This is a genomic window from Phaeobacter piscinae, from assembly GCF_002407245.1.
Taxonomy (GTDB): domain Bacteria; phylum Pseudomonadota; class Alphaproteobacteria; order Rhodobacterales; family Rhodobacteraceae; genus Phaeobacter; species Phaeobacter piscinae.
Genome location: NZ_CP010681.1, coordinates 2,626,777 through 2,640,163, shown reverse-complemented (window position 1 = coordinate 2,640,163; position 13,387 = coordinate 2,626,777). Strand labels below are relative to the sequence as shown.

Here is a 13,387-nt window from a genome sequence, read left to right as displayed (position 1 = left end):
GGTGGCCCGTCACATGTCAGCACGCGCCGGTGTGTCCCACAAAATCTGCGCTATTTGGGGGGCGGCAGTGCTTTCGGTGATGGGTGTCAGCGGATACGCGGACGCAGATGAATTCACCACATTGAAGGGTCATGGAGGCCCAGTTATGGCGCTGGCGGTGTCGCCGGAGGGGCAGGTGGCCACCGGCAGTTTCGACAATGCGGTGGGGCTGTGGCATGATCGCAGCCCGCGCTGGCTTGAAGCCCATGACGCGGCTGTGACCGCACTTGCATTCATTGATGCCGGGCGACTGGTCACCGCAGGAGATGATTTTGCGCTCTACCTCTGGCCTCAGGGCAGCGGTAAAGGAGAGCTGATCGGGCGGCACCAGGGCAAGATCCGGGCGCTGGCCGTGGTACCGAACGGTGACACCCTTGTGTCGGCCAGCTGGGATGGGGAGATCGGCCTTTGGCCGCTTGATGATGGCTCCGAGCGGCGGATCACGGTTGGCAGCGGGATCAACGATGTTGCGGTCGGACCGGACGGATCTATCTATGCGGCAACCATGAGTGGGCAGATCCTAGTCTACGAGGCTGCCGACAGCCCGCCGCGTCGGCTGGTGGATCAGGGGTTCGGGATCAACCAGCTGGTGCTGGGGCCGGATGGCGATTGGCTGGCCTATGGGGCTGTGGATGGTGCCACCCGTGTTGTTGACAGTCAGAGCGGCGATCCGGTTGCGGATTTCACGCTGGAGCGGCGGCCCATTCTGGCGATGGCGCATCACGCGGAGACAGCGCGGCTCGCCGTGGGGGACGGGCAGGGCTATATCATGATGGTAGATACGGAGACCTGGCGCATCAGCTCCGATTTTCGTGCCACCCGTGCGGGGCCGGTCTGGGCATTGGATTTCGCACCGGACGGGCAGACGATATGGGCGGCGGGGCTGGATGATCTGGCCTATGGCTGGCCTGTTGCGCTGATGGGGGAGGCTGAAGCGCAGATTGCGGGCAACCGCGGGTTTCTGAAAGACCCGGCCACGATGCCCAACGGGGAGCGGCAATTTATGCGCAAATGTTCCATCTGCCACGCGCTTGACCCAGGGGACAGCCGTAAAGCGGGACCAAGTCTGCATGACGTCTTTGGCCGTCCGGCGGGAACGTTGGCCGGGTATCGATATTCAGAGGTCCTTGATGGATCTGATATAATTTGGGGAGAGGTGACGATCGATGCCCTCTTCGATCTGGGGCCGGATCACTATATTCCGGGTTCCAAGATGCCGATGCAGCGGATTACGGATCCGCAGGACCGGCGTGATTTGATTGCGTTTCTGAAACGCGCAACCAAGGTGGAGAAGTGACCAAATGAAAGCCATGTTGACGGGATTTGCCGCCATCATCGTGATTGCTGCCAGTGCGAATTTCGCGCTGGATCAGGCAGGATTTGCCGCTGAAGAGGTGCATTCCGGCCCCTCTGTGCGACTGGACTGACCGTGCTGACAGCTGCGCCGCTGCCCCGCGATGAATATGGGGAAAACCTTGCTGGTGCGTCGATACTGGTGATCGACGACGAACCCGGCATGCGCAACTTCATGACAAAGATCCTGACCCCTCGTTGCAAACGGGTGGAGCAGGCGGCCTCGGCCACAGAGGCATCGAATATACTGGATCAGGCGCATTTCGATCTGATCATCCTCGACAATATCATGCCGGGCAAGACGGGGCTGGAGTGGGTGCAGGAGCAGCATAAGGTCGGCCTGTTTGCGGACACGGTTCTGGTCACCGCCTATGCGGATCTGGAAACCGCCATTCAGGCTCTAAGGGTCGGCGTCGCGGATTTCGTTCTGAAGCCGTTCCGTGCCAACCAGATCCTGAACTCAGTCGCGCGCGCGCTGGATCGAAAGCATCTGCGGCAGGAGAACTATCTGCTGAAACATGCGCTCTCTGCCGAAGGCACGGCAACACGCGGGCGGCTGTTGGGGAAATCCCCGGCGATTCAGACCGCGCGCGACATGATCACCCGGCTGGCACCGCTGCCCACACCGGTTCTGTTCACGGGCGCCAGCGGTACGGGCAAGGAAATCGCCGCGCGGACGCTGCATTCGCTGTCGGACCGGGCGGAAAAACCCTTTGTTGCAGTCAACTGCGCTGCGATTGCGCCGGACCGGATCGCACATGAGCTGTTCGGCATGGTGGATGCGCAGGACCGCAGGCAGGACGGCTTGTTTCTCTATGCCGATGGGGGGACGCTGTTCCTGGATGAGGTCGCGCAGATGCCGGAGCAGGTGCAGGCGGCCCTCTTGCGGGTGCTAGAGGATCAGCGCATCCGCCCGGTCGGCGCCGAACGCGATATCCCGCTCAATCTGCGGTTTTTGTTCGCCACCAATGCCGATCTGGAACAGGCGGTGGCCGAGGGACGGTTTCGGGCGGATTTGTACCACCGGATCAATGTGGTGAATATCCAGATGCCGCCGCTGAGTGAGCGGGTTGAGGATATCGTGGAGCTGGCTGCGCTCTTCATGGAGCAGTTTTCCACCACGCTGGCCATGCCCGCGCTTGAACTGGACGCTGATACCCTCTTGAAATTCAGCCGTTACCACTGGCCCGGTAATGTGCGCGAGTTGCGAAATCTGATCGAACGCTCGGTCATTCTGGGCGCCTTTCCAGAGGAGTTTGCAGGTACCAGCGCGGTGACAGGTTCAGCCGCGATGGATACGCTGGATCTGGTGATGCAACGCCACATCATGCATGTTCTAGATGCCTGCGAGGGCAACCGGGCAGAGGCAGCCCGCAGGCTCGGCGTGTCGCGCAAGACCGTGGATCGCAAATGTGCCAGTTGGGGCCTCTGATCTGAGAGAGGGGCGGGCGATGGGCCTGCCGTTTTTGGGGCCTGCGCCTAAGAGGTCGTCTCAACCGCGGGCAACCAGATTGAGAAAACCGCGCCGATTATTTTTCCATCTTCAACGCGGTTCTCGGCCGAGATTACACCGCCTGCACGTTGGATCAGAGTCTGGCTGATCGACAGGCCCAAACCGGTGCCTTCACCCAGTTTTGTGGTGTAGAACGGGTTGAATACAGATGGCAGGTCTTTCGCCGCAATGCCTGGCCCGGTATCTGCAACCTCCAGACAGGCACCGCTGATATGATCCCGGTCCATTTCGCGCAAAGTCAGCAAGAGCTGGCCAGAGCCCTCCATCGCCTGCACGGCGTTTAGGATCAGATTGATCACCACCTGCTGCAGCTCGCCGGGATCAATGCGGACCGCCGGTGTCTCGCCGAAGTGCTCGATCACAGCGATGTCTTGTTTTGTTACCACGTGATCGACCAGCACCAAACAGTCGGACACCACAGGCGCCAGATCCAGGCTCTCTTCAAAGGTGCCGAACTCAGTCGGGCGGGCGAATTGCAGCAGCTTGCTGACGATGGCGCTGATCCGCAGAATCTGATCGTCGATCAGTGCCAGCTCCGTTTCCACGTCCTCGGTCGCAGGCCCGAGTGTCATCCGCATGACATCGACGTTGCCCTGAATAACCGCAATCGGGTTGTTGATCTCATGGGCGACACCGGCAGTGATTTCCCCAATCGAGGCGAGTTTTTCGCTCATCACCAATTGCTTATAAGTGGCTTCCAGTTTTTCATTGGCGGCGCGCAGTTCTGCGGTGCGCTGGTCAACGCGGTCGTTCAGCTCACCCGCCCAGTCGCGCAGTTTCTGGTCGCGGTCTTGGACCTGATCCAGCAGACTATCGAGGTGGGCTGCAACCTGACCGATTTCATCGCGCCGCCCCACATTTCCATTGCGCGCCGCCAAGTCACCACGTTCCACACGAGCCATGGTCTGGCTCATCTGCTCCAACGGCGCAAAGATTCCCTTGGCCAGCCACAAAAATAGCGGTGCTGACAACAGCAGCACCGAGAGGAAGGACAGGACAACGGTCCAATAGGCAGAGACTTTGGCCGCGGCAAACGGGGCCTCAAGGAAACCCACATAGAGCATGCCGACCCGTTTTCCGAAACTGTCGGTCAGTGGCAGATAGCCTGAGATATACCAGTCGTTCACCACAAAGGCGCGGTCTAGCCAGGTTTGCCCGTCTCCCAGAACAGCATCTCGTACGGCTTGCGATACACGGGTTCCAAGAGCGCGGACATCCTCAAACAGGCGAACGTTGGTGGAAATGCGGGTGTCACCCAGAAACAGCGTCGCGGTGCCCTTGCGGCTGATCCTGTGACTGTCGCCGAGATAAACCAAGGCGTTGATCGTGTCGATGAAGTCCAGATCCCGGTTCAGCAGCCTCCCCGCCACCAGCACGCCTTCGCTGCCGGGGTTCGACACCGGTGCAGCTGAGTGGATCACCATACCGCGATCTTCGGCGGGGCGGGTGGTGGGGGCGGCCGCTTCGGTCTCAATCAGCGGGATGCGGGCGCGGTCGCGCAGATCGGCAGAGATCACATCAAGATCTGCGGCAGTGAAGATGTCGATTTCCGAGGCCAGATCCCCTTGGGCGGCGCGGTTGATGACCGGCCAGCGACGGGCATCACGGTCAATGTTGCGCATCGGCAGATAGTAAAGGAAATCGAGCCTGAGCGCCTGTCTGCGTTGATCCAGAAACCTCAGTTGATCCTGTAGCGGCGCGCGCAGGACCTTGGCAAATTGGGTTGAACTGGCGATGGCCGCCAAATCATCGCCGCTGTTTGCCTGCAGCTGTCGCAGGTATTGGTCAGCAATTTTCAGGTCGCTTTCTACGTTGACGATCAGGACGTTATCGTAGTCGGCGTTCCACCGGGCCATTGCCACAACCAGAAGCAGCGGCATCACCACGCTGAGCGGCAGGAGCGCGAGCAGAAGGAGGCGAAGCCGAACAGATTTCAAGGTGATGATTTCCTGTGGACAGCGGGCACATCAAAACCCGGGCAAGCCTAAATGTGCGGGATCGCCTGACTGTCGCACGATGCGGATTGGCGGGGCAAGCCCGGACAGACTGATCCTGCCGGGCCGTCCCCAATCAGGCCGGGATTTCCTTACCCGCCCAGTCAAACACCCGGCCGCTGTCATCGGGGGACAGGCCGTTGATGACCTGAGCCAGATATGCTGCGGATTGGGACGGCTCGAATAACGCAGCTTCAGGGACGTTTTTGGAGAAGGGCCCCGAAAGCGGCGTTCGCACCGTGCCGGGATGCAGCCCGACGCAGATCATCTGGTCATTGCTGCGGGCTGTCTCGATTGCATAGTTGCGGATTAGCATGTTCAGCGCTGCTTTTGACGCGCGATAGGCATGCCAGCCGCCCAGATTATTGTCGCTGATTGATCCGACGCGCGCTGACAGTGCAGCAAAGACAGAACGCTCCTTGCGGGGCATGATCGGGAGCAGGTGTTTGGCTATGATGGCAGGGGCGAAAGTATTTATTTCGAATACATTCCTGAAGGCTTCGGCATCCTGCTGCCGATAGCTTTTTTCGGGTTTCAGGCCCGTCTCATCGGACAGGACCCCGGTTGCGACGAGCACGAGATTCGGCGCGATACCCTGGCTGCGCAGGGTGTCGGCAAGGTCAGAGAGCTGTGCCTCATCGGTGATGTCCAACCGGCGAGTGTCGACCCGAGGGCGCGGCGCCAACGCGCTGCGGGCCACTGCGGTCAGGCTGGCGGGGGACTGCGCTGCATAATGATCCACCAATGCCGATCCGATACCGCCGGAGGCGCCAACGATAACGATGTGCTGGGGCGCGCTCATTTACCCGCTCCCATCAGGCGCAGGAACAACTTGCGCGGCAGGTACTTTCCGACCGTGAACACCCAGGCAAATGGTGCCGGGAAACTGGTGCTGAAGCGTCCGCTTTTCATGGCCTTCATGCAGGCTTCCGCCGCCTCATCCGGGGTCTGGATCATGGGCATGTTGAAGTCATTTTTCTCGGTCAGCCGGGTCTTGATGAAACCGGGATTGATCACTTGGATCTTGATTGGGGTCTGGAATAGATCCGCTTGGAGGTTTTCCGCCATGTGCATAACGGCGGATTTGGATGCGCCATAGCCTGTGGCGCCTGGAAGACCCGTATGACCGGCGAGGGAGCCGATCAGGACGATATGCCCCTCATTGGCGGCCGCCATCTGAGGCACCACTCGGCCGACCACACGAATGGCCCCCATGAAGTTCACATCACAGATCAGCTCAACCTGGTCGGCGTCCCATTCCTGCGCGGGCATCGGGTCGTAGGCGCCTGCGCAGTAGAGGATACCATCCACCTTGCCGATTTGGGCAACAGCGGCGCTGATCGCATCACTGTCAGTCACATCCAGCGGGAGGGCGGTGGCGTTTCCCAATTCGCCCGCGAGATCCTGCAAGCGTTCTTCGCTGCGGGCCGAAAGCACCAGCCGCGCCCCGGCGGCGTCCAGCTTTTGGGCAATGGCGCGACCCAACCCTTCGCTGGCGCCGACGATCCACCAAGTTTGTCCTGCAAACATCTTAGTTTCCTTTCGGACGGATGGTGGCCACCAGTTCGGCGACCTTGATGCCGAACTTGCGCATTTCAGAGCGGTTCATGATGGTTCCGTTCTCCATCAAATACATCCAGTCGGTGACGTCCAGCACATGACCGCCTGCGCTTTCGGGGAGGCGTATGCGATAGGTCAGGCGCACGGTTGCACCAGTTTGCTGACCCTCGCCGGTGCCGATGATGTCGTCTGCGGTCGCCGTGAACGCGCCGTCCTCCCCCATGGTGAGAAACCACTTGCGTTGCTGCGTGCCGCTGCTGGCATAGGAAAAGTCCTCGCTTAACGTACCGGTGTTGCCATCCCACGCCCCGTTCATCGTGGCAATAAAACGCGATACGACACGTCCCATTGGACCGTAGATCATACCTTCGGAGATCATTTCACCGCTCAGATGTGTGCGGATGTCGAAGTCGGGACCGGTGTCGGCGTAGTGCTGGGGGCGTTGGCTGCGAAACCCGAAACCGGGCCGGAGCAGTGCAAGCAGCAGCACCACGATGATCGCTACAAGCAGGAGTTTCATGGTGCGGTGACCTTTCTTGGAAGTCGCAGGACCATCGCAATTGCGATGAGTTTGATACAGCAGGGGATGATGGCATAGGCCCATGTCAGGGTCTGGAGTGCGGCGGTGCTGTTCTGGCCGCCGGGGGTAAATCCGCTGAGTTGCAGCAGTGGCAGAAGCAGAACCGCAGCCGCAGCAAGCGCCAGTTTGGCGGCAAAGGACCAGAGTCCGAATGCCTGCCCGCCCTGCAACCCGGCCCGTGCCAACATGCGCGAGAACAACACCGGCAGGATCACCATATCCGCGCCGAGTGCGGCACCAGATCCGACGCAGATCAGGGCAAATCCGAGGGCGGAACCAGCAGGAAGAAACGCCGCGGAAACGAATGACAGGATCGCCAAAATCATGGCCGGAAACAGCACATTGCGCGCCCCATAGCGGACAGCGGCTCGAGTCCATACCGGTACCGAAACTCCCGCGGAGAGGAAAAACAACACCAGAAAGGGACCGGCCATATCGGGCAGTGCCAGCTTGTCCTCGACAAAGAACAGAAACAGCGTTGAGGTCATGGCGACGGGCAGGCTGTTGACCAGAGCCAAGGCCAGAAGGCGAAAGCCACCAGCCTCACGCAGGGCGGTAATCGACAGGGGCTGCTCCGGGCGCGGAGTCGTGGTCCATAGACCGCGGGTCAGCCACCAGACCGCAATGCAAAGCCCCGCAAGCATAGCGCCAAAGGCAGGATAACCGCCTTGACTGGCACCCAGTGCACCCAACAGGCTGGGGGCGAGGGCGGCCAGAATGATCCCGACCAATGTGCCACCCTCGCGAAATCCGGCAAGGCGGATCAGCGCTTCCGGACTGCCGGCGAGTGCGGTGCTTTGTCCATAAAACAGCACGGTGCCCAGACTGTAGGCTGTGAACAGCACCGCCAATGCAATCACCAGCCAGGGCAACACGCCACCGGCAGTTGGGCGATACGTGTAGAGCAGGATGAACCCCACAGCCATCCCAAAGGCCGCCAGTGCCGCAAAGGTCGCCCGCTCCTGTGGCCAGCGGTCGGTGATCCAGCCCAGCAGCGGATCCTGCACGAAATCAAGCACCCGTATTCCGGCCAGTACTGCTGCCAGGGTGGCCAGGCTCACCCCCAGCTCCGCCGTCGCAAAACGTGGCAGATGAATGTAGAGCGGCAGGCCAGCAGCAGCCAGCATCATGGCAAACAGAGAAACACGGGTGGCTTGCATCAGTCGCCCCTGAGCCGACTGGACAGGCGTGCGGACCGGCTGTTGGGTGACAGCCAGATATTCAAAAACCGTTTGCGGGCCTCTGCATGGCGCACATCACAGGTCCGCCGACCATTGAGGTAAAGGGCCACCTGGTTCGGATCCTGTGTGGTGGCGACAAAACTGTCCCCGGCTGCCACATCGCGAAAGCAGGTTTCCAGCTTCGCAATCAGTCGCTCCTGATCTGCGCGTGGCCCCTCAAGCCGGGTCAGTTCAGCGGCAGTCGCCTTGGTCAGCTGCGCCCGCGTGAACCCGCGCCGATAGCTGAGCTTTAGCGCCATAGGTGTTTGCCAATCGAAACGGTTTTGACCCTCTGCAAACAGGCTTGCATCATATAGCGGCAGGCCGAACCAGCGGAAGGTGACCTCACCCAGTTTGATCGGGGATCTAAGGCCTGTCTCCGCCGTTGCCGCGCTGCTGAAGCTGCTCAGGATCGCAGCCAGCCCCAATACATAAGCTGCCATGACCGAGCGATGACGCATCCGGCGGATCTTGGTAACACGGAGCTGGCGTGGATCAGGCATGGGCCAGCTCCACCTGTACAACATCGGTTTGCCCGACCTCAAAGGACGCAGCACAGGTTTCCAGATAATACCGCCAGTTGCGCAGGAAGGCATCGCCATAACCCAGTGCCTGGATCTTTGCTGTCATGGCAGAAAGCCGGGCCGCCCACTCGCGGCAGGTGCGGGCGTAATCCTGACCAAAGGCAAAGTTATCCGTGACTTTCAGCCCGGCGGTGCGCGCCTGATGAGAAATGATGGCATCGGACAACAACATGCCACCGGGGAAGGTGTATTGGCGGATATAGTCCGAGGATTGTCGATAGATATCGAAATAGCTGTCCTGCACCGTGATCGCCTGCACCACGGCACGGCCATCATCCGCGAGGCGGTTTTTCAGGGTGGAGAAATAGCTGGGCCAGTATCGTTCGCCCACGGCCTCAACCATCTCGATGGAGACGATATTATCGAATTTGCCTTCCGACTTGCGATAGTCGCAGAGCCGGATGTCGGCCCGTCCATCCAGCCGTGCATCGGCATAGCCGAACTGGCTGGGCGAGATCGTCAGGCCGGTGACATGGCGGCCCATTTCGGCGGCGCGATCGGCGAACCCGCCCCAGCCGCAGCCGACCTCCAACACCCGGTCCCCCGCGTTCAGACGGCTGAGCACGCGGTCATATTTGCGAGTTTGGGCGCGAGCCAGATCATTGTCGCCGGGGGCAAACAGCGCCGATGAATAGGTCATGCTTTCGTCCAGCCACAGCTGGTAGAATTCATTGCCGACATCATAATGCGCCTTGATGTTGCGTGACGCGCCCTTGATTGAGTTGGCGCGCAGCATCCGGTCCACAATACGGTATTTCAGCCCCGCCCAGAAGCTGGGGTAGGCATAGTCGGTGAGATGATCGAGGTTCAGCAACGCCACTTTGATCACATCTTCGATGCTGGGGCTGTCCCAAAGTCCTGAAACATAGGCCTCGCCGAGGCCGATATCCCCGCGAGCAGCCATAGCGGTGATGGCACTCCAGTCACGCAGCTGAATTTCTGCATGCGGGGCGCCGGCGCCGAAATCATGCACATCCCCTTCGGGCGTATGCAGACGAAGGCTGCCATTGCGGATGCGGGCGCAGCTGTCGAGAAAATCGTGTTTCACACGTTTGGTAAGAAAAATCATCAGCTGACCTCATGTTCCGGTGGGGTAGGGCGGGGGCGATAGCTCGCACCCTTCAGTTTTAGTTTCAGCGCCTGCCAATAGATCAGCGCAACCGTGCGCAGGGTTCCGGCAGGTCGGCGCAGGCTGGCAGCCAGCACGGCGCTGTTGCTCAGCGGTTGGCGCGGGCCGGTCAGGGTCGCCACTACTCCCTGGTCACCATTTTTGTGATCGATGCGGATCGCGATCCGCCGTGGCCCGATGTCGAAATTGAACCAATAGTCTCCCGCGATCTGCTGAAACGGAGAGACGTGAAATATCTTCTTTGCCTGCAACTTGTCCGACGGGGCAATCGCGGTGAATTCGGGTTTGTGACAAACATAGCTGTGCCGGTCGCCAAAGGTATTGCTGACCTCTGCGATCACGGCGTGCAGCGCGGTGCCCCGAAAGGCGAGCCATAAACTGACGGGGTTGAATATGTGACCCAGATAGCTTGGTTGCGTCAGCAGCCGGATGGTGATCCCGTCCAGCTTCAAGCCGGCGTCGGCAAAGACCCGTTCCGCCCAGGGCAGCCCCGCCCCCCGACGTGGCGCGCCACCGTGATTGCGATCATGCACCGAAAGCAAATTGAAGCGATTGCGCGAGAACAGCAGCGGGCCGTTTTTAGCACGCGGATCAATCAGCACATAGTCCACGCCATAGCGAAAGCTGTTGGCAATAGCACCATAACGGGCATGGGTGGTCTGCCCGGCGATATGATCGGGCCACTGTGTCATCCCACCACCTTTGTGCGCGCGCCGATCCCCCGTGCGACGCGCACCGCGCTGGCAAAGCCATCTTCATGGAAGCCGTGGCGCAGGTAAGCGCCTGCAAACCAAGTGTTGTTCTGGCCTTGGATATCGTGGATCTGGCTCTGCGCGCGCAGGGCTGCCGTATCAAACACCGGGTGGCGGAAGGTTTTCTGATCGTAGATCAGATCGCTTTGCACATCTTTTACCGGGTTCAGGGAGACAAAAAGCGGATCATTTTCATCGATGTTCTGCAGCCGGTTCATCCAGTAGGTAACGCCGATGGCTGCCCGGTCATCGCGGGTGTCGGCCTTGTAGACCCAGGATGACCAGCAGGCGCGGCGGCGTGGCATCTGTGCGCTGTCATGATGCAGGATCATCTCATTGTCCTGATAACGCATGACCCCTAACGTTGCTTGTTCAGCGCGCGTCGGTTGGCTCAGCAGGCGCAGGCTGTCGTCGGAATGGCAGGCCATGACCACGTGATCAAAATTCTCGCTGGTGCCGTCAGGCAGATGGATACACACGCCGTCTGCCGTGCGCTCGACACTGCGCACTGGGGTGCCCGGACGCAGCTGACAGCCCATCTGTTCCAGTCGACTGGTCAGACGGCGCACGTATTCGATGCTGCCACCTTTGACCGTCCACCACTGGTGTTGACCTGAGGCACTGAGCAAGGCGTGATTGCGGAAAAACCGCACCAGAGACTGGGCTGGAAAGCCACGGATCTCATCAGGCGGGGTGGACCATATCGCGCCACAAATCGGCATCAGATAGTAGCGCTGGAACCAATCCCCCAATTTCAGATCATTGACCAACTCACCAATGGTGACGCTGTCGCTTTTGGCCACTTGTTCGGCACCGGCGTTGAAGCGCAGGATGTCCCTGACCATGCGGAAGAACGCAGGCCGCGCGATGTTGCGACGCTGCCCGAGCAGCGCTCCAAGATCTCGCAGCCCGTATTCCACGCGTCCATCACCGATGCTGGCGCCAAAACTCATGTCACTTTTGACCACCGGGACCTCAAGGTCGCGAAACATCGACGTCAGATGTGGATAATTCACATAGTTGAAGACGATGAAGCCCGTATCAACCGGCTGATCCCCATTGCGCCCGGCCATCACCGTGCGGGCGTGCCCCCCCAGCCGCGGGGCTGCCTCAAATAGGGTGACATTATGCGTCTTTGCCAGCAGCCAGGCTGTGGCCAGCCCGGAAATCCCGCCGCCTACGACGGCGATACGCTCGCGAGCGGATGATAATGCGTCAAAGGACATGCTGTCTCCATCTGTGATTTCAAGTTGTTACGCGCCATCTGCCCGAGCGGATCAAAAAAGGTGACAGCAGATTTTGATGAATTGGGGAAAATACGAAAAAATTCGGCGCAGAGTGATCCAGCGACAAAACCCTTGCGTATTGCATACATGTTGACCACGCTGAGCGATCCAACTCTTGCAGCCCCTGCGCCGCCCGTTACGGTAGATCGTGACACAAGTGCATTGCGCGAAAGGAAAAAAGTGGAACGGGAGAGTTTGTCTGATCAGACGCTCTGGATGCTGGCCGTGCGCGACAACCGCTGCAAGGTGGCGTTTGGGCGGCTGTTCGACTATTTTGCGCCGCGCCTCAAGGGGGTGGTCTGCCGGTCCGGTATGCCGCCCAGTCAGGCCGAAGAGGTGGTGCAAGACGTCATGCTGACCGTGTGGCGCAAAGCGGCGATGTTTGATCCGGAGCGGGCGCAGGTGTCGGCTTGGATTTACCAGATCGCCCGCAACAGGCAGATCGACGTGATCCGCAAAGAGCGGCGACCAATCCCGGAAGAGCTGAAGCTTCCGGAAGAAACACAGGAAGATGCAGCGCAGATTCTGGCGCTGGATCAGGAAACATCAAAGCTGCGCGCAGCCCTGGCGCGGTTGAAACCTGCCCAGCGTGAGATGGTCGAAAAGGCCTATCTGGGCGAGCTGACCCATGCGGACATTCGGGAACAAACCGGGCTGCCATTGGGAACAATCAAATCCCGCATCCGCCTCGGACTTGAGCGGTTGCGTCATGAGTTGAAGGAACAAGGACTATCATGACCGGCGTACGCCATCATATCCCTGACCCGTTGTTGGTGGCTTATGCCTCTGGCAACTTGCCCTATGCCTATTCGCTGGTCGTGGCGACCCATCTGTCGATGTGCGACAGTTGCCGCACTCGGCTGTCTGCGCATCAGGCTGTTGGAGGTTCCGTGTTGGAAGCCTGCGGCACGCGGGATCTTTCGAATGATCTGCGGGATCGCGTGTTCGCCGAGTTGGATGAGCCTTATGAGGAGGCACCGCAATTTACCCGCTCCGGTATTTTTCCGGCGCCGGTCATGCAGGCGCTTGGTGGCTTGCCGCCCAAGTGGAAACCCCTTGGTATGGGGGTGCGTCAATCCATCCTGAGCCATGACAACGGGGGCAGCGTTCGGCTGTTGTATATCCCGTCGGGGCAGGCGGTACCGGACCACGGCCACAATGGACTGGAGCTGACATTGGTGCTGCAGGGCGCGTTTCGTGATGAGACAGGGCGGTTCGGCGTCGGCGATCTGGAGGTTGCCGACGATGATCTGGAACACACGCCGATCGCCGAGGAGGGTGAGACCTGCATTTGTCTGGCCGCAACCGACGCCGCGCTACGGTTTCGGTCGCTGGTGCCGCGCCTGCTGCAACCAATCTTCCGTATCTGAACATATC

General features: G+C 60.1%; 14 protein-coding genes. 5 read left to right on the top strand and 9 right to left on the bottom strand.

Annotated features, from left to right (window positions below):
- Window positions 1-13: 13 nt before the first annotated feature.
- The 3 genes from phaeop14_RS12415 to phaeop14_RS12410 are packed head-to-tail and all read left to right on the top strand — an operon-like array spanning window position 14 to window position 2,824.
- Complete coding sequence (locus phaeop14_RS12415; protein ID WP_096789709.1) at window positions 14-1,336, top strand: c-type cytochrome; 1,323 nt, start codon at window positions 14-16, stop codon at window positions 1,334-1,336.
- A 4-nt stretch (window positions 1,337-1,340) separates the two neighbouring features.
- Window positions 1,341-1,466, top strand: a complete 126-nt coding sequence (locus phaeop14_RS19995; RefSeq protein ID WP_275541817.1) for a hypothetical protein — start codon at window positions 1,341-1,343, stop codon at window positions 1,464-1,466.
- Entirely contained in the window at window positions 1,463-2,824 is a 1,362-nt protein-coding gene (locus phaeop14_RS12410; protein ID WP_096789708.1) for a sigma-54-dependent transcriptional regulator, read from the top strand. Before phaeop14_RS19995 ends, phaeop14_RS12410 begins: the two co-directional genes overlap by 4 nt.
- A 47-nt stretch (window positions 2,825-2,871) precedes the next feature.
- Here phaeop14_RS12410 and phaeop14_RS12405 read toward each other — a convergent pair whose 3' ends face one another.
- The 9 genes from phaeop14_RS12405 to phaeop14_RS12365 form a co-directional block, all read right to left on the bottom strand.
- Complete coding sequence (locus tag phaeop14_RS12405) at window positions 2,872-4,842, bottom strand: sensor histidine kinase (RefSeq protein WP_096789707.1); 1,971 nt, start codon at window positions 4,840-4,842, stop codon at window positions 2,872-2,874.
- Between the two features lie 133 nt (window positions 4,843-4,975).
- On the bottom strand, window positions 4,976-5,701 hold the full coding sequence (locus tag phaeop14_RS12400) for an SDR family NAD(P)-dependent oxidoreductase (RefSeq protein WP_096789706.1): 726 nt from the start codon (window positions 5,699-5,701) through the stop codon (window positions 4,976-4,978).
- Window positions 5,698-6,429 carry an SDR family NAD(P)-dependent oxidoreductase gene (locus phaeop14_RS12395; protein WP_096789705.1) on the bottom strand — a complete coding sequence of 244 codons (732 nt, stop codon included), beginning with the start codon at window positions 6,427-6,429 and terminating at the stop codon, window positions 5,698-5,700. The genes phaeop14_RS12400 and phaeop14_RS12395 overlap by 4 nt, the downstream gene beginning before the upstream one ends.
- Window position 6,430: 1 nt before the next feature.
- A complete protein-coding gene (locus phaeop14_RS12390; protein WP_040175474.1) occupies window positions 6,431-6,979 on the bottom strand; it encodes a DUF3833 domain-containing protein in 549 nt (182 codons plus the stop codon).
- Window positions 6,976-8,199, bottom strand: a complete 1,224-nt coding sequence (locus tag phaeop14_RS12385) for an MFS transporter (RefSeq protein ID WP_096789704.1) — start codon at window positions 8,197-8,199, stop codon at window positions 6,976-6,978. The genes phaeop14_RS12390 and phaeop14_RS12385 overlap by 4 nt, the downstream gene beginning before the upstream one ends.
- Window positions 8,199-8,762 (bottom strand): chalcone isomerase family protein, encoded by a 564-nt coding sequence (locus phaeop14_RS12380; protein WP_096789703.1) that lies wholly within the window; start codon window positions 8,760-8,762, stop codon window positions 8,199-8,201. Before phaeop14_RS12380 ends, phaeop14_RS12385 begins: the two co-directional genes overlap by 1 nt.
- Window positions 8,755-9,912, bottom strand: a complete 1,158-nt coding sequence (locus tag phaeop14_RS12375; RefSeq protein ID WP_096789702.1) for an SAM-dependent methyltransferase — start codon at window positions 9,910-9,912, stop codon at window positions 8,755-8,757. The genes phaeop14_RS12380 and phaeop14_RS12375 overlap by 8 nt, the downstream gene beginning before the upstream one ends.
- Complete coding sequence (locus phaeop14_RS12370) at window positions 9,912-10,664, bottom strand: DUF1365 domain-containing protein (protein WP_096789701.1); 753 nt, start codon at window positions 10,662-10,664, stop codon at window positions 9,912-9,914. The genes phaeop14_RS12375 and phaeop14_RS12370 overlap by 1 nt, the downstream gene beginning before the upstream one ends.
- Window positions 10,661-11,950 carry an NAD(P)/FAD-dependent oxidoreductase gene (locus phaeop14_RS12365; protein WP_096789700.1) on the bottom strand — a complete coding sequence of 430 codons (1,290 nt, stop codon included), beginning with the start codon at window positions 11,948-11,950 and terminating at the stop codon, window positions 10,661-10,663. The genes phaeop14_RS12370 and phaeop14_RS12365 overlap by 4 nt, the downstream gene beginning before the upstream one ends.
- Window positions 11,951-12,097: 147 nt before the next feature.
- Here phaeop14_RS12365 and phaeop14_RS12360 point away from each other — a divergent pair, with 147 nt between their 5' ends.
- Entirely contained in the window at window positions 12,098-12,748 is a 651-nt protein-coding gene (locus phaeop14_RS12360) for a sigma-70 family RNA polymerase sigma factor (RefSeq protein ID WP_040175466.1), read from the top strand.
- Window positions 12,745-13,380, top strand: a complete 636-nt coding sequence (locus phaeop14_RS12355; RefSeq protein WP_040175465.1) for a ChrR family anti-sigma-E factor — start codon at window positions 12,745-12,747, stop codon at window positions 13,378-13,380. The genes phaeop14_RS12360 and phaeop14_RS12355 overlap by 4 nt, the downstream gene beginning before the upstream one ends.
- Window positions 13,381-13,387: the final 7 nt, after the last annotated feature.